The following is a 21575-nucleotide window of genomic DNA, read 5'->3' as shown; positions in this document are numbered from 1 at the left end:
TCATTGGATCTTCAGTTGACGGCGCATCCGGCGCAAAAACAGGAAAACATAAGGCCAGACTAACATACCGGTCAGCACCGGCCACAAATAAGCGGCGCGGAAATAAACGCCGGTCAGAAAATGGCTGAGCCAGAACAGTAACAAGTGATACAAGGCCAGTAACATGCCGATTAATAAGGCCTGCTGCAGGATAGAAAAGTTCCGGATTTTCAGATAATTAGCCGCAACAATAAAAGTAACCACACTATAGCCAAAGGCATTTACGCCAAGCACAGTGCCCACCATCACGTCGACCAGAAAACCAATGATAAATGCCGTACCAATGCTGGCCCGGTGTGGCAATGCCAGCACCCAATAGCACAACACCAATAACGGCCAGTCGGGCCGGAATAATTTCACTTCAGCCGGCAATGGCATCACCGCCAGCAATAACGCCAGCAGCAGGGTCAGATGGATCCATAAAAAGCGCCAGTTATTTTGCATTATTTGCGCTCCGTATCAGCCGCTTCCGGCGGGGCGACAATTTCCGGATCCGCCACAGTGGTACCCTGATGCGGCCACACCAGCAACACATAACGGATGCGGTCCAGCATGGCGTAAGGTTCGGCCGTCACTTGCAAAAATGGCAGGCGGGCATCGCGGTACACTTTGGTGACGCGGCCAATCGGATAACCTTCCGGGAACACGCCATCGAGGCCAGAAGTTAACAGGCGGTCACCTTCGACCACGTCGGTGCTGTGCGGTAAATGGATCAGCCGCAGCGAGTTTGCCTGGCCAATGCCTTCGGCCACCACACTTAAGCCGGTGCGTTCAACCCGGCCGGAAATGGCGTGGGTATTATCGGCGATCAGAATGGCGCGGCTCGACGTAGGGCCAACACTGACCACTTGCCCCAGCACGCCTAAATCGTCGATCAACGGCTGGCCAATCGTCACGCCGTCATTACTGCCTTTGTTCAGTACGATTTGATGACTGAATGGATGACTGTATACCGCCAGCACTTCAGCGATCAGGCGTTTGCCTTCCGTGACCGGACTGGCGCCGAGCAACGCACGCAGTTTGTCATTTTCCTGCTGCAAAAACTGCAGACGTTGCAACTGGCCGTTTTGCAGCAGCAAAGTGTCTTTCAGTGTTTGGTTTTCTTCGAGGATTTTTTGTTGCGATTTAAACTGTTCGGAGGCACCAAACATCAGGTCTTGCGGCAAATTCGCGAGGTAAAACAATGGGCTGACGGCAGCGGTCAGATAACTGCGCAACTGGGCTGAACTGCTGGTGTAGTGATCCAGCACAATCAGACCACCACTTGCCAGCAGCGCAAAAAATAAGCGCAGCGGCAGTGAGGGTCCGCGATCAAAGATAGGTTTCATCGACGTGGCTGCCGGACAGGTTCAGTTAGTCGTAACTGAACACGTCACCGCCGTGCACGTCGATCATTTCCAGTGCTTTACCACCGCCCCGCGCCACGCAGGTTAATGGATCTTCAGCCACGACCACCGGAATACCGGTTTCTTCCATCAGCAGGCGATCGAGGTCACGCAGCAAAGCGCCACCGCCGGTCAAGACCATGCCGCGCTCAGAAATGTCTGACGCCAGCTCTGGTGGTGATTGTTCCAGCGCCACCATCACGGCCGACACGATACCGGCTAATGGTTCCTGTAAGGCTTCGAGGATTTCGTTGCTGGTCATGGTGAAACTGCGAGGTACACCTTCCGCCAGATTGCGGCCGCGCACTTCAATTTCCAGAATTTCATCGCTTGGGTAGGCCGAACCGATTTCCATCTTGATGCGCTCTGCGGTGGCTTCACCAATCAGAATGCCGTAGTTACGGCGGATGTAGTTGATGATGGCGTCGTCAAATTTGTCACCGCCGATGCGGACAGAAGACGAATACACCACGCCGTTTAAGGAAATCAGTGCCACTTCAGTAGTACCGCCACCGATATCAACCACCATAGAACCGGTCGCTTCAGACACCGGCAGGCCTGCGCCAATCGCAGCGGCCATTGGTTCGTCGATCAGATAGACTTCACGGGCACCAGCGCCTTGAGCCGATTCACGGATCGCACGGCGTTCAACCTGCGTTGAACCGCAAGGAACACACACCAGCACGCGAGGGCTTGGACGCAGGAAACTGTTGCTGTGGGCTTGTTTGATAAAATGCTGCAGCATTTTTTCGGTGACGTAGAAATCGGCGATCACGCCGTCTTTCATTGGGCGAATGGCTTTGATATTGCCAGGTGTCCGACCTAACATACGTTTGGCAGCATGGCCAACTGCAGCGACACTTTTTGGTCCGCCGGCACGTTCCTGCCGGATCGCAACCACTGATGGTTCATTCAGGACAATGCCCTGGTCTTTCACATAAATAAGCGTGTTGGCCGTGCCCAGGTCAATCGACAGATCGTTGGAAAATAAACCACGTAATTTTTTTAACATGAAAAGTGTTAATCCTTCTGAATGGGGCGCCAACAACAGCAAAATCCGGCCGCCCTGGCGAAGTTGGGGCACCGGATCTTGCTCGACAAAAATGTGCGCACATTTTAAGTAACAATGCGCTGGGTGGATAGCCTTATCTTACACGTTTAGCAGATTAAACCAAGCCGACGGCGCTTACACCGACGACATTTCCCGTGTGGTAATGCGGAAAACAATCGACTGCAGTTTAGTTTTCTTGCCAAAAAATCTGACGGTTATTCCCTTTGAATCCACCAAACACCGCTTCACCTTTCGGATCTTCTAATAAAACTCCATCACCAGGCGTCCAATCATACTGCAGCCAGGGCTGGTCATTGAGTTGGTACAGTAAAGGGTAGCGGCTTTCCACCCCAGGTGGAGACAGCATTAAATCAAATGCACCGCTGCTGCCTTGATTCAGTTGGGTCGGATTACCACTGGCCGTAATGACCGGATTTGTACCTGTGGTAATTAACAATTTCGACGGCGTAGTGGCCGTGCAACTATCGAGGCTATTGGGCACAAACTGGCTGCCATTCCAGTACTCCGCTTTCAGTTGCACCGGTAAATTGCTTTGCTCTGAGCCTAATGCATTGACGATTTGCAGGCGGCCGTAGCGCCAGTCCATATTACTGGTGGTCAGCATTTTACTGTCGCAGTCCCCAGCAGCACTGCAGTTTGCGCTACTGTCAACGCGCTGATCTAACGCCTGCAATTGCGCATCCAAATCATCATTGTCATTGAGCTTTAAACCAATCCGTAGTTGCGAAAAAGGACCATCTGGCGCAGTGTCGCGTTTTACATAGACCGGACTATTGATCAGCTGAGCTTCGCCATTATTCCAGTTCAGCAGATTCGATTGATTGTTGAGCCGGCTGCTGCGTTCAACCCCATCGTTGTTATTCTCCGCAACCAGAGCTGCGGTCGCTTTGGCAAAAGTACCGCGATAATTCAGCACCCTTCCGCCTGAAGCGTTTTGCGCCTGTATGGTGAAACTCAACGAGGCTGGCTGCTCAAAGTAACTAACAGCATTGCAACTTGGATCAAGGTCAAAACTCATCACCGAAAACCTATGCGGCACAATTCGCCCCAGAGGCGAGGTCATGGTACTGGTCAAATTCACCGGCATCCCGATATATGGACCGTTATAACTGGCCGCCAAATTAAATACCCCGACCTCACTTTGGCTGGGATTAACAGTCGTCGTCGCCGTCGACGCCGCACTGTGGTTATAGCTGGACGGTGTCAGACTGCCGCTGTCGCCACCACTTGGCTGCACTAAGGAACTGGATAGACTAATACCATCGAGCTGAAAAGACGGCGTCGTCGTGGTGTTGTTACAAAAGTTGCTATCGACATCAGACTCCCAACCCACGGCTTTGATGTCGAGCGGGAATGTATCACCGGCTTTGACATAACCGGTACAAGTCGCGTCGGCGGCAGCACAGTATTGCCGCGGGGTGATACACAATCCGGCCGGCGCGCTGACAAATTGGTCCGCGCCAGTCATCGATAGGTTTGCATCATTGGTCGCCACAGAGCCGCTATACAAGGCATTGAGCGTCACTTGTCCGGCATCGCTGTAATTAACGCCGATGCTGGCTTCGCCACTGCCGTTAAAACTAAGCGCCAGCGCTGCGGCTGTCCCGGAAGTCGTGCCGATATTGGTGTAGGTGCCGCCGTTAGAGACGGACACGGCACGCCCCGGGCTGGCACTTGGCGTAACCGGATTGTTAAATTCAGACCAGAACCGGACTGTACGATTGACGTTGGCAAAACTCGGTACACATTGTTGCGAGCCGTTAGATTTCACCGCTTTGACTAAGATGCCAGTTGCCGGTTTACCGGCAATTTTGTCCGGCACTGAAAACACCAAGCCGCTGCTGGAAAAAACTACATCACAATTTGCCGCAGTGATGGACGCACCTATTTGGCACAAAGTGGTGCTAAATGGTCTTGTTGAAGGATTAGAACCTGATGTACCAACCCGAATAGTTGCCGGTGTAGTCTGCGACAACGTTGCTGTTGCAGTCCCACCCGAGAAGTTAATGGTATTGCCAGTTAAGCCAGTACCGGCAATCCAGCCTGTTGCCGGCACAAGAGTCGCACTGACATTCCCCGTCACCAGCTGTGTACAGGCAGCATTTTGGCAGGCTTTAATAGTAAAAGTCTCTGCTTTACATGTTAAGGCTTGCCCAGTGTAACTAAACTCAAAATGGTCGATCTGTGCAGGAACCGGGTCTGAGCGCAGCGCACAAATTTCCAGATCATCGATTTCATGGTGATTGTTCGCGCCGCCTGTCCCGCCGGTTAGAGACAACAGAAAATTGGCGGGCAGTGCGGCTTGTCCAGTCGCTGCGGCGGCGTTAAACGAACTGATCAACGTGACAAAGCCATTACCACTATTCCGTTCGATCTTAACCAGCGACTGATTGGCTATTTGCGAATCAACAGTAACACGATAGCGGTGTGGCGGACTGACGTTATTATTGTCAACCTGCGGCGACAAACAACTTGTGTTCGTTCTTGTCGTGCCGTTATTGCAAGTACCAGCCAGATATCGATACCCCACAGTACCGCTACCCGACCCCCGGATTGCTACAGACTGCCTGCGTCGACCCGGTCCATTTGCTCCACCCTCTGCAGAAAAGTTTCCATACTCATCAATGCCAATACCAAGCCAGCCTCCGGCAAAGCCATTAACGTTTGAGCGCGCTCCATAGCCTAAAGGTCCACCAAGCGCACCAGAAACCGGGGTAACAGAGGCATCTGACAACACAACAGCGATACCATCACCGCCTTCGCTGCTGCTCCTGCCGTAAGCAAAATGGTCGAACTCAACAACGACCAGATTGGACCGTGCCGGAAACAGCCGCTGAAAAGAAGCTGCAGTGGCTTGGTTTCCGTTGTTTTCAGTAATACGCAGCCGGCCATTGACATTCGACGGCGTAAAATTACCATTCGTCCGTGTCGTCACCCAGTTAGAAGATAATGTCGCCGCCTGAAAATTATCATTTAAACAACTCAGGCTGCCGCCACAAACAACACCACCTTGTAACTTTAACAATGCATTGCTATTGAAAGCTGCAGTTAAATTGCCAGCCCCCGAGAGGGCGCCGTTTGAGGTGACTCCACCATCCAGCGTACCACTGGTGCCATTGGCAATAGAGACGGCACCGCCAGCCAAAACGAATCCTCTGATTTTGACGTTGGAACCGATGGAGAGGGAGCCACTGACCACCAACAACAGGTTTTGCGCTGGTCCATTCCAATTCAACTGGACATTATCGCCAATGGAGAGACTACCTTTCACAAAGATCCGCACCGTCGCACCACTGGTGTTAAAAGTTGTATCTGACGGGATAGAACCGGTTAAAAAATAATCCCCTGCCGCTAAAGTGGCAGGCAAACTGCTGATAGTTGTGGCGTCTGTAACGTTATAGCAACTCGGATTATCGGCAAAACAATAACCCCAAGCGGGAACTGTGGAACTAGATCGAATGGCCTGCGTCCAAATCTGACTGCAGTTTTCGCCAATGGCCCAAACCGCCGCAGACCAGACCAAGCTCAACAGCAACCAACTCCAGCGCATTAATATGCCTCCATGATTACACGCCGACTGGTGGTGAAATCACCCGCATCACATTGACCGACACTGACCAGACGAAACAACCGGCGATCCGCGTTGTCGGGGTTCGGTACCTCAGAACAGGCCAGCGTCGCGCGACAGTCACGCAAGCCGGCGTCATTAAAGCTAAAACTAGCCGTGACTGAGGTACAAGTATTGCCAGGATTACGAAACAATTGTGTCAGGCCCAGCTCCAATCCAGATTGGGCCGCGTTAAAAGCCCGACTCCCCTGCACCTCCACGCTGACCGCTTGACTGCTGCTGATAAGCTGCCGCCCCAGCGCCAATAACAATGCTGACATCAAAATAATGACGAATATCGCTAAAACTAACGAACTACCACGCTGGCGTATCAGGCTAGGGAACATTGGGAATATGCACCTCGTGGTTGAAGAACAGGTCCTGCCCAAGATCAGTGGCCGGCTGAAAACGCCAGAAAATCTGCAACACCGCATTTCGGCTGAACGCGGCAGTATTTAACACAAAAGCCGGCTCTGAGCTTTGGTTAAACAAACCAGTTGCCATCAGTTCACTTTGTGTCAACGACGGTGGCAAACTTTGCCCGACCTGAAAGCCATAGTTTTGATAACGTCGCAGCTGTTGACCAATTACACAGAAACTGACCGGCTGCGCCGCCAGAAAGAAACGCTGCTGTGGCGACTCCGTAATAAATGTTGGCGCCACACCGCCAATCAAATCCAGAGTAATCCGCTCGGTGTTTGCATTGCCGTCGGCATCAGACGGCGCGTTCTGCACTGCTGCCACCACGGCACTGCGGCGCTGATTTAAATCATAGACGTGGCGGCTATCGGTCGGATAGACCACAACACGATACCCTGCCGTTGCCGGCCAACCGGTTGTGACAGTGGTAACGCCAATCCAATCTCTTGTTTGCGGATATAACGGCAAATCCCGGTACAAACCACTGAGTGCCAATGGGGTAAATTCAACACAGCTGATGCTGTTATCGCCGTTTGACAGCACTCTGATACTACCAGGGACTGCACCACGAACTTCGCGTACAACCCGCTCTAAGGCAAAACGGCTTTGCGACAAAATTTGCTGGGTAGCTGTTGAATCAACATACATCCCCGCACCCAGTCGCACATAGCTGGTGACACTGGTCGTAATGATGCCAAGAATTAAAATCACCACAATAAACTCAAGCAGTGTAAACGCAGCTTGAGACTGTTGGGACTGGGACTTTGGCGGCGTGCGACCCCTCATTACCAATTCCCTTTATAGCTGGTAAAGGTTATGACTTCACTGTTTGGCAGAGTGACCAACACATCAATCCGTTTGACCTGCGTTGCCGCCAGCCCGGCGCTAGTCCCGGCGTGACTCACCGCGACTTGCACCTGATATTGGTTATAACTGGCCTGAAGGCTCGGATTTAAATTGGTTGTAACGGCGCTGCCATTGACATTCAGGCAATGAAAATCATCGACATCATCATATAAATCGCGGCTCGCCTCTTCTGTAGTTGCAGACATCCCATTGGCTGGACAATTTGGGATGGTTGCAACACAAGCCTGCGCACCGGCATCGCCACAGCGCAGCAAAGTGCTACCCCGGCTGGAGTTTTCGTCAAAGCTACGCGCCAGGATTTCATTCATCAGACTATTACCCAGCTCCGCTGCCCGCACCTGATGCCAGGGTTCAATGCTTCGCACATACAACGGGCCTAAAATCGCACTGATAAACAACATGGCAATCGCTAACACGACGATGCCAATAATCAGCTCAATCAGGCTAAAGCCGCGGACGGGAATGCTACGCTGCCGGGCAGCTGACGTTTTGCCTAACATGACTGAATAAACCCGCTGGCATGCAGACAGACCTTAAAAGTTGCGCTGCTTTGTGTCAGTGTAAAGGTACAACCATTGCTGCAAGCGCCGGTCGGGCGGCCCCAACTGTCAAACCTTAATAACAGTGGCAAAGTCGCACCGCTGACAGCAAGGCTGGCTTCGCTGCCAAATTGGATTTGATTCGGATCATTCACATCAGCGCTAAAACTGGCACTGGCAAGGCAGGGATTGGTGGTTGCGATACCAGCTTGTGTCGCCGACAACACTATGGTTGGGCAAAGCGTGCTGCTGTTCACGGTATCCTGCATACTTTGCAGCTGTACCAGATGCGACAAAGCCAGCAACATGTCGCGCTGGCTCTGGGCGGTTTCACTATCGGCAGAGATAAAGCGGGGATACACCGACACGGCCATAATCCCCATAACCAAAATAACAACAACCAACTCTACAAGCGTAAAACCATTGCGAGATGTTGTTGTCATCGGTATGCCTTAATTAGCAACCATTACCGTGTATAACATAAGTTGGTTTGGTGGTCGTGCTAGCAGCAGACTTGTAAACTAACAGACAAGCATTATCTACCGTGGTGTTGCCATCTTGCGCTGAAACACTAGCCGGTCGAATCACAACATCAGCCGTTGTTATCGATAAAGCTGTATTCGCGACCCCCTGTGCAGACACAAACTCTGAGTCAGAAACATCCAGCACTTTATCCACATCGGCTTTGTCGGCTTTGACATAACCATAAACAAGATTCAAGCTTCCGCTCAAAGTACTATCGGTGATGGTCGCGGTGGCTTCTTTTTGTTTACTCGCCAGCACTGCCTTACTATAAACCACCGCATTAGCACTTTTTAACGAGGCCTCAACAGCAGTTAAAGTCCCTTCTTTTGCATCACCTGCCAGGTTTAAAAACTTCGGCGCGGCCGTGACGGCCAGAATGCCGAGGATCACAATCACAATGACCAGTTCAACTAAGGTAAAACCTTTACTCTTTTGCATCACTTCACTCAATTAGTTAGGTTTATTCAGGAAAGACAATACGTTACCTGTTGCGGGCTCGTAGGTAAAGCCATTCGTTGCTGCCACCCCTGCGGCAGGCGCTGCCGCTAAACCAGAGGTCTGGTGATATTCACAAACGTTACTGGCAGCACGGGCAAAGAAATCGTCGGTCGTATCAAAGGTCGCGTCCACAGTTGCCGCACCAGCTTGCTGGAACAGGTTATTAAACAGAAACACGCAGTCCGCCGCATCTACAACTGTCGCACGCGTATCTGCGGTCGGGTCGCCAGACGGATAGCCAATAGTCCCGTCAACACCAATAAATACATTGTCATATTCAACCCGGGTCTGATTGGTGGCGACGTTGTTATTTGGCCGCCCAGCGATTTCCCAGCCAGCGCGGACTAAACCCACAGCAGATGCATAACCACCGGCGATGCCTTCGACTGAAACGTCTTCGGCGCGCTCCGTAACATTGAGGAATCTCGGCAGCGCTGTGGCGGCCAACAAGCCTAAGATAATAATGACAATGACTAATTCGATTAAGGTAAAGCCTTGTTGCTGTTTTGAGATAGTACGCATACGCAGTTCTCCGGGGCTTAAATCAATAGTTTATAGTTTTGATTACACTAATTAATGACAGCTTTTCTGTCGATTGCCAAGCTGGCTCAGTTGCCTTTTTGATAAGCACTGAGCATGTCCCACATTGGGGTAAAGATCCCCAGGGCCAATAACAGCACCATCACCGCGACCACAGTGATCAGAATAGGCTCGATTTTCGCTGTCAGCGACTTTAAATCAAACGCGACTTCCCGTTCATAAAACAATGCTACTTCCTGCAACATGTCATCCATCTGGCCGGTTTCTTCCCCGACCGCCAGCATTTGCATCACCAGCGGCGTAAACAAGCCGCTTTGCGCCGAGACGCGCACCAGGCTTTCGCCACGTTCGATATTGCGCCGCATCTCGCGGATTTTTTCCGCCATGAAATCGTTGTCGACCGCTTCCGCCACCAGACTCAGCGCAGTAGTCAGCGGCACGCCGGCGCGCAACATCAGCGCGAAACTGCGGGCATAACGGCCGAGTGTGGCGCGGTTGATAATGTCCCCCATCAACGGCAACCGCAATTTATAGCGGCTCCAGTGATAGCGGCCATTGTCGGTCTGCAGATAGCGGTATAGCGAAAAACCAGCAAATACCAGACCAAGCAATAACCAGGGCCAATAATTAACAAAAAATGCCGACGTACCAATCAATACCTGGGTGGTCCATGGCAGTTCGGTATCAAAACGGGCAAACATCGCGGCAAACTGCGGAATGACAAAAATATTCAGGATCACCATCGCAATGACAATCGCCAGTAGCACAAAAGATGGATAACGCGTCGCTTGTTTGATTTGGCGGCGGGTTTCCATTTCCTGCTCAAAATAATCTGACAGCTGGGCAAAAGCGTCATCGAGCCTGCCGGTGTTTTCACCGACATGGACAATACTGACAATCAGGCGGTTAAATACTTTCGGATGGCTGGCCATCGCCACCGACAAACTGCGACCTTTTTCCAACTGCTCGGCCAAATCCAGCAACACCAGATTCAGCGCTTTGGAGCTGGTGCTCTCGGCAAGGCCACGAATAGCGCGAATGATCGGAATACCGGCTTTCATCAGCGAAAACATCTGACGGGCAAACACAATCAGCTCGGGCAGTTTGACGACAGGGCCAAACCAGCCGGACAGGTCTATATTCAGGGTGCGCGCCGGTGCCACCGCATCAATCCGCAACGGGATCAGCTGACGGCGTTGCAGCTGATCAGCCACGGCATTTTCGCTCGGCGCATCAATATCGCCGCTTTGTAGCCGGCCCTGCGGATCACGTGCGCTGTAGCGGAAAGTCGCCATTATTCAGTCCCCACCATGGCATCTAAATCCACATATTCAGACACCCGGATCACTTCGTCGAGGCTGGTAATGCCTTGCTGGGCATAGTCCAGCGCCATAGTGCCCAGGGTACTGAAATTGGGTGAGTTGTATGCGATACGGCCAAATTCTTCGGTGTCATTGCGCCGTAACGCGTCCGCCAGCGGTTTGTCGAGCACCAGCAGTTCAAATACCCCGATCCGGCCCTTGTAACCGGAATAATGACAGGACTGACAGCCTCTGCCGCGCCAGAACTGTAAACCGGCCGGAGCACGGAAATGTTTCAGCCAGGTCTGTTCCAGCTCATCCGGCTGGTAGGGCTGTTTACAATGCTGACAAACGCGACGAACCAGGCGCTGCGCCAGAATGGCCCTGAGCGCACTGGCCACCAGATAAGGCGCCGCCCCCATATCAATCAGCCGCAACGTACTGGTCACCGCATCATTGGTGTGTAGCGTCGACAATACCAAGTGACCGGTTAATGCGCCGCGCAGGCCCATCTCGGCAGTTTCCTGGTCGCGCATCTCCCCCACCATCAGAATGTCCGGGTCCTGCCGCAAACTGGTGCGCAGCACGCCGGCAAAATCGAGACCAATTTTATGGTTGATTTGCACCTGGTTAATCCGTGGCAGCCGGTATTCCACCGGATCTTCGACCGTGATGATTTTGACGCCCGGTTGATTCAGCTCAGACAACACGCCATACAGCGTGGTGGTTTTGCCCGAACCGGTTGGGCCTGTCACCAGCACCATGCCATGCGGGCTTTGAATAATCCGCCGTAAACGCGACACTATCGCCGCCGGCATACCGGTTTCTTCCAGACTGAGCAAGCCGGCACTTTGATCGAGCAGACGCATCACCACCGATTCGCCGTGTTGCACCGGCATCGTCGACATCCGCACATCGATAGTGCGGCCTTTGATTTTCATCTGGAACCGGCCGTCCTGTGGCAAGCGTTTTTCCGAAATATCCAGGCTGGCCATCAGTTTTAGCCGCAGCACCAGTGCCGAGGCGATGCCGGTTTCCTGTAACACACTTTCCTGCAGCACGCCGTCGACACGCTGACGGATGCGCAGCACTTTTTCATCCGGCTCAATGTGAATATCCGAGGCGCGCACCTGAACCGCATCTTCAAACAGCGATTGCAACAAACGTGCGATGGTATTGTCCTGATCACCTTCAGTGCTGAGCGCTGCGAAATCAACGGTTTCAGTTTCTTCGTATTCTTCCTGCAGCTGGTGAGCGAAACTCTGAATTTCCTGAGTGCGGCGATACAGGTTGTTGAAGGCTTCAATCAACTGACTTTCACGCACCACGGCAATTTCAATCAGTTTGGGTTCCAGCAAAGGTGCGATTTGGTCGAGGCTGGATAAATCCGCCGGATCGCTCATGCCGAGCAATACCGACTCGCCGCGGTCTTCCAGCACCAGCGCCCGCAGCCGGCGTGCATGCACTTCTGGCAGCATTTGCGCCACGCGCGGCTCAATGCGGCGCTGCGCAATATCGAGGAACTGCACATTCAGCTGCTGCGACAAAAACTGCAGCAGTTGGTCTTCGCTGAGGTAATCCAGCCCGATCAGCGTCGCGCCAAGTTTGCGGCCGTTTTGTTGCTGCGCTGCCAGCGCATTATTCAGCTGTTGCTCGGTGATGATGCCTTCATGCACCAACAGGTCGCCAAGCCGCATTTTTAACCGGGGTCTTTGCATATCAACTCTGTGTGTCTTGCTGTAATCGCTGTTGAATAAACTGGCGGCTGGCGTCGGCCAGACCACCCAGCTGCAGCGCATGTTGGTAGGCCTGTTTCGCCTGTGGCCATTGGCCGGACTGATCCAGTAACGTGGCCAGTCCAAGCCAGGCGCGGCTGTCCTGCGGCGCTCGTTCCGTCCAGCGCTGGTAAACCTGTAATGCCCGTTCGGTCTGGCCCAGTTGCTGCGCCGCATGCGCTTCTAAGGCGAGCGCCTGTTGCGGATATTGTTGCTGCAGTTCTGGCGTCAATGCGCCAAGCAGCGCTTGCCATTGCGCCGTGCTGGCCAGCAGTTGGATCTGTGCCCACTGTAATGCCGGCGACTGCAGCTGCTGTTGTTGGGCTTGTTGCAGCAATGACACCAGCCGTTGTGGCTGCTGTTGCTGCAGATAGAGCTGTGCCAGTGCTTCATATGATTCTGTCTGTTGTGGTTGCTGCCGGATCAGCTGTAACCAGGCTGTTTCCGCTTCGGCAAACCGACCTGCCGCCTGTGCTTGCATCGCCAGCGCACGCAAATGCTGTGGGCCGGCCTGGCTTGGATCTGTCCGCGTCACGCTCATCTGGGCTTTTTCGACAGGCGGCGTGGTTGCTTGCGCGGCGGCCGGGTTGTCGGCGTCCTGCAAAAAGGCGGCGGTTTCCGCTGACAAAGCAAAAGCGTCGGCGTTGTTAGGTTCTGACTCTGTTTCGGCAGGAACGGCGACTTCAGACGCTGTGATCTGCTCGCCCTGCTGTTGCGCGTCGGCTGGTGGCAATTCTGTGGTTGGCTGTGCCGGCGTTAACGACTCAACTTTGGATTGCGCTGGCACGGCCAGCATGGCAGACGCTGGCGCAGATGATGCAGCCGTTTGCTGTGGTATTGTCGGGGGCACTTCCGGAGCTGCCGTTTTGACCACTGCAGCAGCTGGTGTGTTGGGCAGTACGGCGGCCTGTGTTGTAGCAGGTACTGCGGTCTGAGTGACAGATGGCTGCTCTGCCGCCGGTGTCAGATCAGGCTTGCTATTACTAAGCCACTGCGCGCCAATCCACAGCACTGGTAATAACAGCAGCCACCACAACCAGCGTCTGCTTGAGCTGGTATGTTGCAGCGCAGGCCCTGCTAACGTCGCAGGACGGGCCTGGCGTTTGTCCAAATCGCGCAGCATCTGGTTGATCACACTCATGGCAGACTCCAGAGCGCAAGCATGCCCGAAGGTTGTAACCACAGCGATAACAGCAGTGACAGCACCGCGACTATCGCGGCGGTGGTCAGCCAGCCACGGGAAGGCTGTTGCACATCTTCGGTATCCACGGCAGCCTGATAGATTTGCCACCAGCCGGCGCGGCTCAGACCGGCACCATAGCTTAACAACAGTGCTTTATGTGCCAGTACATTGATCAGCCGCGGAATGCCCCGGCTGTAATGACTGAGTAACCACAAGGCCAGCTTACTGAATAACATCTGCTGGCTGCCGGCAAACAGCAGCCGTTGCTGCAGGTAGGCCGCGACTTCGGTGCGCTGTAATTGTGGTAACTGGTAAGAAAAACTGATGCGCTGGCGCAGCTGACGAAATTTGGGCTGCGCCAGCCGTTTATCGAGTTCAGGCTGGCCAAACAACACCACCTGCACCAGTTTGTGTTGTTCAGTTTCCAGATTGGTAATCAATCGCAGCGCTTCCAGCGTCTCATCCGGCAATGCCTGCGCCTCATCGACTAACAACACCACCTGCCGCCCGGCGCCGGCCAGCAACAACAGCTGGCGCTGCAGTAAATGCGCTAATTGCTGCTGATCGATATTGTCAGATTGCTTCAGGCCGAGTTCCAGTGCGAGGGCCCAGCGCAACTGCTGCGGGTCCAGATTTGGGTCGGGAATATAGGCCAGACTCCAGTGCGCCGGCGCTTCGTTCAGTAGTTTGCGGCATAACAAGGTTTTGCCAGTCCCCACTTCGCCGGTCACTTTGATAAAACCTTCACCATGACCCAATGCTGTCTGCAGCACTTCCATCGCCTGTTGATGGCCGTTCAGACCGACGTAAAAGCCGGTATTCGGCGTCAGGCCAAACGGTAACTGCTGCAAAGCAAAATGGGCCAGATACATCGTCAGCGCCGTTGTTGCCAGTCCTGCATTTGCAGGCTGGACTGCTGAATTTGTTGTTGCCACACCTCAGCACCGGTGACGGTAGGCTTGAGCAGGATCACCAGCTCTTTTTTCTTTTCTGACTTACTGGTCGATTTAAACAAGTTCCCCAGCAGTGGCAATGAGCGCAGGCCCGGCACGCCGCTTTCCTGATCGCTGATCACGGTCTGCATCAGGCCGCCAATCACGACAATTTCGCCGTTGCTGGCTTTGATAATGGTGTCGGATTCACGAATGTTACTTTGCGCCAGCGGTAAAATAACGTCTTCATTGGACAGCCGGATGGTTTTGACCTGCTCAGCGGTTTCAGTGACCGACGGATGCACGTGCAAAATCACCTGACCATTGGCATCAATTTGTGGCGTTACATCGAGCGCAATACCGGAAAAAAACGGCTGTAACGTGATACTCGGTGTGGTGTTCTGCACGCCGTTATTGGCCGTTGTGGTGTTGCTCGACACGTCGGTGACAAAATATTCGTCCTGACCGACTTTAATCACCGCTTTTTGATTATTCACCGCCGTCACCCGTGGGCTCGACAGCACCTGGGCATCACCTTGCGTCGACAGCAGACTGATCACGCCTTCAAAATCAGCATTTTCAAACGCAATCGACGTTAAGCCACCGATGCCGCTACTGATTTTATTGCCAAAACTGCCGGCGGTATTGCGCAGTGTCAGGTTGGTAGAATCAATGTTTGCCAAGGCGTTTTGCCAGTTAATACCTTGCTGATAGTCGTCGTTCAGCGTCACTTCGATGATTTTGGCTTCAAGAATGACCTGACGTTGCAGATGTTGTTCGGTTTGTTGCAAAAAGGCCCGGACTGCCGCGATTTCGTCCGGCATGCCACGGACTGTGACCAAACCGGCTTGCGGCGATACCACGACGGTTCGCTGCGGGGCGTTACCCAAAATCCCCTGCACCGATTCCTGCAAATCTTTCCAGAAATCGGTTTTGCTGGTGCTCTGGATCATGCTGCCATTAAATTGTTGCTGCTGGTTGCCGTTTCCGAGGCCGTTTTGGCCGTCACCATTTTGATTTTGTTGATTATTCTGATTGTTTTGATTGTTACCGTTTTGACCGTTATTTTGCTGGTCCTGCGACACGCCGCCGGAATTTACCGCGATCGACGACAAGCCATGGCGTTGCATCAGCAGATAATTCACCGCCATAGTTTCAGTGCGTAAACCGGCCGGGTAAACCTGATAAATCAAGCCCTGCTGGCGTACATCAAAGCCGTAGATCTGCTGGACCACCGCCATCACTTCCGGCAATGTCACCTGCTTCAGTTGCAGACTGACGGTACCGCGTACGTCGGGATGCACCACGATACTGAAATCAGAATCGCTGACCAGTGACGCAAAAAACTCTGCTGCCGGCACCGCGGATGCTGCCAGATTAAAACGCGGCAGTAGCTGTGTATTTTGCATTGGCATCGCACTGGCGCTTAACACATCGGCACTGACGGCGGCTGGAACCTGCAACGGTTTAGGCTTGGCCGGCGTTTGTTGATTTTTATTCAGTTCAGCCTGCGAACGTGTCAGCACGTCAGGGCCGGACGTCAGACTGCAGCCCTGCAGCAAGAAAAGCGCTGCGATCAGTGGAAAAGGTTTCGCCATAACATCTGCTACTTTTTCATTGGAGGAAATAACTGCAACGTCAGCTGACGTTGCCCCTGCGCTAATATCACGGTGCCCGCTCCGATCGACAGCACTTTGTACTGACCATGCATAGATCCGACCCGGCGCTGTTGACCGTCAAGCACCGCTAGCCGTTCTTTTCCTTCCTGCCGGATCAGACTCAATTTGGGCACAGCCTGCACACTGGCGGTGACCGACGGATCCGCAGCCAGCACTACATCCGGCGCTGTCGGATCGCTGAAGGCCTCTGCCAGATTGGCAACGCTGGCCAGCAGCAGACTAAATCCGCAGATAATCGGCTTGTTCACTGATAGTCTCCAGTTCCAGCCGCAGTTCGGCCTGAGGGTGTTCTGATACTTTGTACTCTAACTGATGCCAGTGCAGCTGCCACGGCAGCTGTTCCAGCTGCTGCAATAGCCGCTGCAGCTGCGCATATTGGCCACTAAAACTGATTTCGGTTTTATGCAGATACAACAGCGGTGCCGCGGGCACGCTTTGGCCTGGCGTTGCAGCCGCTTGCGCCTGGGCCGGTGCGCCAGCCAGTGGCGAAGGTGCCAGACTGACCGGCTCCGCCTGCAGACTGCGCATCCGCAATAATTTCACGCCAGGACTGCTTTTCAGCACATCCTGCAATAACGGCAACATCTGCTCCGGGCTGACATAACGACCGGTCAGCTGCTTAATTTGCTGACTGAGCTCGTCCCGTTGTTGCTGGCTCTGACTGATCTGTGTTCGGATCTGCGCATTCGGATCGGTATTCAGCACCTGCAGCACAGTGTCCACCTGTTGCTGTAGTTGCGCCATCTGTTGCAACACCATTTTCTGCTGCTGCTTACCGGCCTGCAGCGATTGCCATAATGGCTCAACCGCATATAAAGCACCCAGCCACAATAACAGCGCCAGACTAGCCAGATAAATCAGGCGTCGCTCGCGCAGTTGCAGCTGCAAATACTGTTCACTGAGTTGTTGCCAGCGGCTCATTTCGGCATCTCCGCACTTTGTGACGACGCCACACTACTGACATGGAATTGCAGGTAGTCTTGTTGCAATGGTTGTAAGCCGACGCTGGAAAAATGCTGACCACTGAAATACGCGCTTTGACCTAATTGCTGCAGCCAGCGTGGGACCAACGCGGCATCCCGAGTCACGCCATCAAATTCAATACCCTGCTTGCCAAGACGAAAGCTACGCAGCCAGAACTGCGGTAAATCCTGCTGACTCAGCTGCTGCATCACCGCGGCAAATGCCGGGCGGCTGGCTTGTTGGTCAGTCGTCAAATACTGCAACAGCTGCTGTTTCTGACCAATTTCGGTATTCAGCTGCTCCACCTGCAGCACCAAGGATTGTTCCGGCTGCCGGTTTTCCAACGCTTGTTGCAGGTTAGTCAGTTCTTCTGTCTTCTGCTGTACTGCCTGGTTCATGCTGGCGAGTTGTCGCTGCTGCTGTTGCAACTGATACTGCAGGCCGCCAATGCCAAGCGCAAACAGCGCAACAATGATCACACAGGTGCGCACTAACCCGGCCAGCGCAAAACGATGCTGCACCGGTTGCAACGACGGTTGATACAAATTAATGCGTTGTTTCAAGGGAATTCTCCGCACTCAGCAACAATTCCAGCGCTCCAGCCAGTGGTAACCAGTACTCACCTTGTTCAGCAAGGCTGACACCTGGCATGCGTGCTGATAAATCCATCGCCCGTACCTGGGTGAAACCATTCTGCACAAAATATTGCACAATGGCGGACAGCTCCGGCGTCGCCAGCAAAAACAATATTTCTTTCACCGGCGGCTGACGCATTTGACCTTCAAAGAAGTCCAGCGAACGCTGCACTTCTAATAACAGGCTATCGAGCAAACCGCGGCTGAGATCGGCAAACGACATCTGATCAATCCGCTGAAAGCCTCGCAACTTACGGCTGACATACAGCATCCCGTCGCGCACAATCTGTATATTGACGTCCTGACCCGGCTGATGGCTGAGCATTAATACGGCCTGTGGTTGCACCGGGAGCAGGTTGCGCGCCAGCCACTCATCAGGCTGAATGTTTTGCAGTGACACCTGCTGTTGCTGTAACGCTTTGCAGATCGGTGCCAGGAAGCTGCGCTGACTGGCAACTACCTGAATCCGTGGTTGACTTTGATTGGTTTGCTCTGCGACATCACAATAGTCGAGTACCAGGTCATCGGGGGCATAACTGACCAGATCACGAATTTGCCAAGGCAGGGCCTGTAACATCTCTGCATCGGCTACCGCGGGTTTGTCCAACTGCAATAATTGGTACCGATCCGGGCTCAACACCAGACACAGTGGCGTGTGTTTTGGCAATTCGGCAGCGAGCTGCAGACAGGCTGAGATCAGTTTGCCATCGTCAGCCAGCCGGACGGTTTCCATTTTGACCAGTGTACGATCAGTACTTTGCAGTAACACCAGTTTCAGTTGCTCAGGCTGCAAATAAATCGCGGCAACATGCGTGGGCATCTGAAGACGGCCAGCCTGGCTGCGGAATATCCGGGCAAATTTCTGTATCATGCAAACACTCTGACACCTTGTTGGTCTGGTTATGCCGGGTCTGGCTGCATCTGTGAACACACCGTTTTATCAACAACACTGGCAACAAATCCATTTGCCGTTATTGAAGCAACACCGTACAGAACTGTGGGTCTGTCACCTGCAGTGCCGTGTCCCTGCGATTGCAGGCAATAAATGGTTAAAACTAAAGTACCATATTCAGCATATACAACAATATGAAAAAACGGGAATTCTGACCTTTGGCGGCGCCTTTTCCAATCATCTGGCCGCTGTCGCTGCTGCAGGAAAAGCCTTTGGCTTTCAAACGCATGCAATTGTGCGTCACGATGGTGCTGTGCTGAATCCAACCTTGGCAGCGTGTCAGGAACAAGATATGCAGCTGAGTTTTGTCAGCCCGCAGCAATACCGTCAGCGCCAGCAATCCGGTTATCTGGCGACACTGCAGCAACAATTTCCGGATTGGCTGTTGGTGCCGGAAGGTGGCACCAGCCCCTTAGGCGTAAAAGGGGTCGCAGAATTGCAGCTGAACAACACTCCGGCCGGCGCCGCCGACCTCATCTGCTGCGCCACCGGCAGCGGTGGCACTGTTGCCGGGCTGGCGCTGGGCCATCCGCAGACCGCAGTTTTAGGCATCAATGTGGTGAAGGATCCAAGTCTGCCGGAGCAAATTACGGCTTTGGCGCCACATCAGCACAATTGGCAACTGGTCGCGGATTGTAGCGGTCAGCGCTATGGTCAGTTTGACGCCGCGACTTTACAGCTCTGTTTGCAACTTAGTCAGCAAGACCTGCCACTGGAGCCGGTGTATACCGGCAAGGCGCTGCAAACTCTGCTGGCAGAGTTAAGCGAGGGGCGCATCAAAACTGGCCAGCGGCTGGTATTTTTCCATACCGGCGGCTTGCAGGGCCTCGATGGTATGCTGCAGCGGGAACGGGTCACGCCAGAACAATATCAGCAAATTAGATCAGCTGAGCTGCGCCTGTGGCATCAGTTCGGCTAACGGCTGACTGAAATAGAATCCCTGCGCGCCACTGACACCTAGTTTCTGTAGCGTCTGCCACTCCGCCTGTGACTCAACGCCCGTCGCTATCACTTTGACGCCGCGAGCCTGGTGACTGGCCACCAGGCCACGAATAAATAACTGTTGCTCCAGCTGAGTGTCGATATGCCGGACTACCGAAGCATGCAACTTCACTGCCTCAACAGGCAATTCGGTCAGATACTGACATGGACTGATATTTAAGCCGACATGATCAATGATCAGACTAAATCCCTGCTGTTGCAGCCGGACCAATTTCGGCTTCAACTTTTTATACTGCTTAATCAGATGGTACTCGTCGATTTCAAGCGCCAGTTGTGCGGCTACCAGTTGGCCGGTCTGCAGGCTTTGCTGTAACCATTGCATGAAATCGTTATTAAGTAAGGACTCCACCGTCATATTCACACTGCAACGCACACCGATTTTTTGTTCCAGCTGACAAAGCTTTGCCGCTTTACTCAATACATACTGGTCTAGCGCTGCCGTTAGCCCACAGTTCACCGCCATCGGCAGAAACACAGCCGCCGCCAGTTTATCGCCATCGCTGCTTTGTAACCGGACCAACACCTCATGCTGAATAATGTCATGCTGCTGCCACGAGAATACCGGTTGAAAACTTAGCAAAAACCGGTTTTCTCGCAGTGCATTACCCAGTTCAGTCCGCCACCAGACTGAGCCCTTAATTTTTGGTTTATGTTCCGGATAAAACCCAAAAGCAGCATTTGGCCCCTGCAGTTGCGCAGTTTTTAACGCCATATCCGCTTCAGCCATCACCTGATAACCGGTCTGACCCTGCTGATAAATCACATAACCCAAATGCACCAAATCAAAGTCTTCATAGCCGGCAAAAAAACTTGCCCGGCTCAATACCATCGCCAACCGGTCACCGAGCTGCTCGGCGTCTTTTTGTTCCATCCCAGGTATTAGAAGTGCCAAATCAGCGTCGGCTACGCGTGCCAGCACAGAGATGGCAAGATGATTGACTAGTTGCTGGATCAAATCAGCGCTGCCGGCCAAACGCTGGATCGCATCATTGGGCCCGACACTCAACTCTGGATGACTGAGTTGGATTAAAAATAGTGCACCGGTCTGAGGTTCAGCCGGATCGAGCAGGTAATGTTGTAACTTGCTTTCAAAGTAAATCCGGTTACCGATGGCCAGTTCGTGATCAACCAAACCTTGCACTCGCACCAGTTGCCGGATCTCTTGTTCACGCCGCAACTGATGTTGCAGTGTTTGGCGCAGCAACACCAGGCGGTCGGGCAAACTGCTATCCCGGCTGAGCGGTAAGTAGGCGTCCTGTAGTAGTTCATCCACCCGGCTGGTCAGTTCCAGGTCTGACTGCTGCTGCGTCTGGATCTGCGCATTGAGTTCAAACAGCCAGCGGTGTAAGGACAACAGCACTGCACTCAGTAACAGATGAACAACGCTGATAACAGGAAGCGACCACAGCATCGCTGGCAGTAATAACCACCAGACAAGCTGACTACCAAGCAAAAAAGCGCCATTACCCAGCGCGAGCAGCAGTGCGGCACTCTGGAAAAAGGGTCTGTGTAATAACCAATTTTTTAGCAGTTTCATCACGCTTACACCAAGCCAGCTTAGCCTTTCAGTGTTGGCGCCGAACAGCGCTTTGTCGAGCAAATGTCGACAATTTTAACCAGTGCTTTGCTCAAACGGGAGTATTCATCTCCGGCCGCACACC

The 21575-nt window shown here is 53.2% G+C and carries 21 protein-coding genes; 1 reads left to right on the top strand and 20 read right to left on the bottom strand.

The genetic code is table 11. The features are described 5' to 3' along the window. The 19 genes from mreD to ACQ66Q_RS15505 all read right to left on the bottom strand — a co-directional run bounded on the left by mreD (window position 1) and on the right by ACQ66Q_RS15505 (window position 18780). Window positions 1–483, bottom strand: a complete 483-nt coding sequence (gene mreD, locus ACQ66Q_RS15595; RefSeq protein WP_377239268.1) for a rod shape-determining protein MreD — start codon at window positions 481–483, stop codon at window positions 1–3. Next, complete coding sequence (gene mreC / locus ACQ66Q_RS15590) at window positions 483–1367, bottom strand: rod shape-determining protein MreC (protein WP_430457617.1); 885 nt, start codon at window positions 1365–1367, stop codon at window positions 483–485. The genes mreD and mreC overlap by 1 nt, the downstream gene beginning before the upstream one ends. Window positions 1368–1392: 25 nt before the next feature. Then, window positions 1393–2436 carry a rod shape-determining protein gene (locus tag ACQ66Q_RS15585; RefSeq protein ID WP_031568148.1) on the bottom strand — a complete coding sequence of 348 codons (1044 nt, stop codon included), beginning with the start codon at window positions 2434–2436 and terminating at the stop codon, window positions 1393–1395. Between the two features lie 226 nt (window positions 2437–2662). Then, window positions 2663–6046, bottom strand: coding sequence for a DUF6701 domain-containing protein (locus ACQ66Q_RS15580; RefSeq protein ID WP_430457616.1), 3384 nt, complete (start codon window positions 6044–6046; stop codon window positions 2663–2665). Then, window positions 6046–6450 (bottom strand): type II secretory pathway component, encoded by a 405-nt coding sequence (locus tag ACQ66Q_RS15575; protein WP_430457615.1) that lies wholly within the window; start codon window positions 6448–6450, stop codon window positions 6046–6048. Before ACQ66Q_RS15575 ends, ACQ66Q_RS15580 begins: the two co-directional genes overlap by 1 nt. Continuing rightward, window positions 6440–7309, bottom strand: a complete 870-nt coding sequence (locus tag ACQ66Q_RS15570; RefSeq protein ID WP_430457614.1) for a prepilin-type N-terminal cleavage/methylation domain-containing protein — start codon at window positions 7307–7309, stop codon at window positions 6440–6442. Before ACQ66Q_RS15570 ends, ACQ66Q_RS15575 begins: the two co-directional genes overlap by 11 nt. Beyond that, window positions 7309–7890: a type IV pilus modification PilV family protein gene (locus ACQ66Q_RS15565; protein WP_430457613.1), complete on the bottom strand. Its 582-nt coding sequence runs from the start codon at window positions 7888–7890 to the stop codon at window positions 7309–7311. Before ACQ66Q_RS15565 ends, ACQ66Q_RS15570 begins: the two co-directional genes overlap by 1 nt. Then, complete coding sequence (locus ACQ66Q_RS15560; protein WP_430457612.1) at window positions 7884–8372, bottom strand: prepilin-type N-terminal cleavage/methylation domain-containing protein; 489 nt, start codon at window positions 8370–8372, stop codon at window positions 7884–7886. Before ACQ66Q_RS15560 ends, ACQ66Q_RS15565 begins: the two co-directional genes overlap by 7 nt. A 13-nt stretch (window positions 8373–8385) precedes the next feature. Next, complete coding sequence (locus tag ACQ66Q_RS15555; RefSeq protein ID WP_430457611.1) at window positions 8386–8892, bottom strand: type II secretion system protein; 507 nt, start codon at window positions 8890–8892, stop codon at window positions 8386–8388. A gap of 12 nt (window positions 8893–8904) precedes the next feature. After that, a complete protein-coding gene (locus ACQ66Q_RS15550; RefSeq protein ID WP_430457610.1) occupies window positions 8905–9474 on the bottom strand; it encodes a prepilin-type N-terminal cleavage/methylation domain-containing protein in 570 nt (189 codons plus the stop codon). A gap of 86 nt (window positions 9475–9560) precedes the next feature. Continuing rightward, the gene (locus ACQ66Q_RS15545; RefSeq protein WP_430457609.1) at window positions 9561–10787 is read right to left on the bottom strand and encodes a type II secretion system F family protein; all 1227 of its coding nucleotides are present in this window, start codon (window positions 10785–10787) and stop codon (window positions 9561–9563) included. Then, a complete protein-coding gene (locus tag ACQ66Q_RS15540) occupies window positions 10787–12511 on the bottom strand; it encodes a GspE/PulE family protein (RefSeq protein ID WP_430457608.1) in 1725 nt (574 codons plus the stop codon). Before ACQ66Q_RS15540 ends, ACQ66Q_RS15545 begins: the two co-directional genes overlap by 1 nt. Window position 12512: 1 nt before the next feature. Next, the gene (locus ACQ66Q_RS15535) at window positions 12513–13709 is read right to left on the bottom strand and encodes a tetratricopeptide repeat protein (RefSeq protein WP_430457607.1); all 1197 of its coding nucleotides are present in this window, start codon (window positions 13707–13709) and stop codon (window positions 12513–12515) included. Further along, window positions 13706–14623, bottom strand: a complete 918-nt coding sequence (locus ACQ66Q_RS15530; protein WP_430457606.1) for an ExeA family protein — start codon at window positions 14621–14623, stop codon at window positions 13706–13708. The genes ACQ66Q_RS15535 and ACQ66Q_RS15530 overlap by 4 nt, the downstream gene beginning before the upstream one ends. Window positions 14624–14625: 2 nt before the next feature. Beyond that, complete coding sequence (mshL, locus tag ACQ66Q_RS15525; RefSeq protein WP_430457605.1) at window positions 14626–16281, bottom strand: pilus (MSHA type) biogenesis protein MshL; 1656 nt, start codon at window positions 16279–16281, stop codon at window positions 14626–14628. 8 nt (window positions 16282–16289) lie between these two features. Further along, on the bottom strand, window positions 16290–16610 hold the full coding sequence (locus tag ACQ66Q_RS15520) for a hypothetical protein (RefSeq protein WP_430457604.1): 321 nt from the start codon (window positions 16608–16610) through the stop codon (window positions 16290–16292). Continuing rightward, window positions 16582–17283, bottom strand: coding sequence for a hypothetical protein (locus ACQ66Q_RS15515; RefSeq protein ID WP_430457603.1), 702 nt, complete (start codon window positions 17281–17283; stop codon window positions 16582–16584). Before ACQ66Q_RS15515 ends, ACQ66Q_RS15520 begins: the two co-directional genes overlap by 29 nt. Then, window positions 17280–17888 carry a PilN domain-containing protein gene (locus tag ACQ66Q_RS15510; RefSeq protein WP_430457602.1) on the bottom strand — a complete coding sequence of 203 codons (609 nt, stop codon included), beginning with the start codon at window positions 17886–17888 and terminating at the stop codon, window positions 17280–17282. The genes ACQ66Q_RS15515 and ACQ66Q_RS15510 overlap by 4 nt, the downstream gene beginning before the upstream one ends. Next, the gene (locus tag ACQ66Q_RS15505; RefSeq protein WP_430457601.1) at window positions 17872–18780 is read right to left on the bottom strand and encodes a hypothetical protein; all 909 of its coding nucleotides are present in this window, start codon (window positions 18778–18780) and stop codon (window positions 17872–17874) included. Before ACQ66Q_RS15505 ends, ACQ66Q_RS15510 begins: the two co-directional genes overlap by 17 nt. Before the next feature lie 103 nt (window positions 18781–18883). Here ACQ66Q_RS15505 and ACQ66Q_RS15500 point away from each other — a divergent pair, with 103 nt between their 5' ends. Next, window positions 18884–19831: a 1-aminocyclopropane-1-carboxylate deaminase/D-cysteine desulfhydrase gene (locus tag ACQ66Q_RS15500; protein WP_430457600.1), complete on the top strand. Its 948-nt coding sequence runs from the start codon at window positions 18884–18886 to the stop codon at window positions 19829–19831. Here the strand turns inward: ACQ66Q_RS15500 and ACQ66Q_RS15495 are convergent. Next, window positions 19796–21451 carry an EAL domain-containing protein gene (locus ACQ66Q_RS15495; protein ID WP_430457599.1) on the bottom strand — a complete coding sequence of 552 codons (1656 nt, stop codon included), beginning with the start codon at window positions 21449–21451 and terminating at the stop codon, window positions 19796–19798. The genes ACQ66Q_RS15500 and ACQ66Q_RS15495 overlap by 36 nt on opposite strands. Between the last annotated feature and the right edge of the window lie 124 nt (window positions 21452–21575).

Source organism: Rheinheimera sp. (assembly GCF_965283995.1).
Lineage (GTDB): Bacteria > Pseudomonadota > Gammaproteobacteria > Enterobacterales > Alteromonadaceae > Pararheinheimera.
This window is presented reverse-complemented; position numbering and strand designations above follow the sequence as displayed.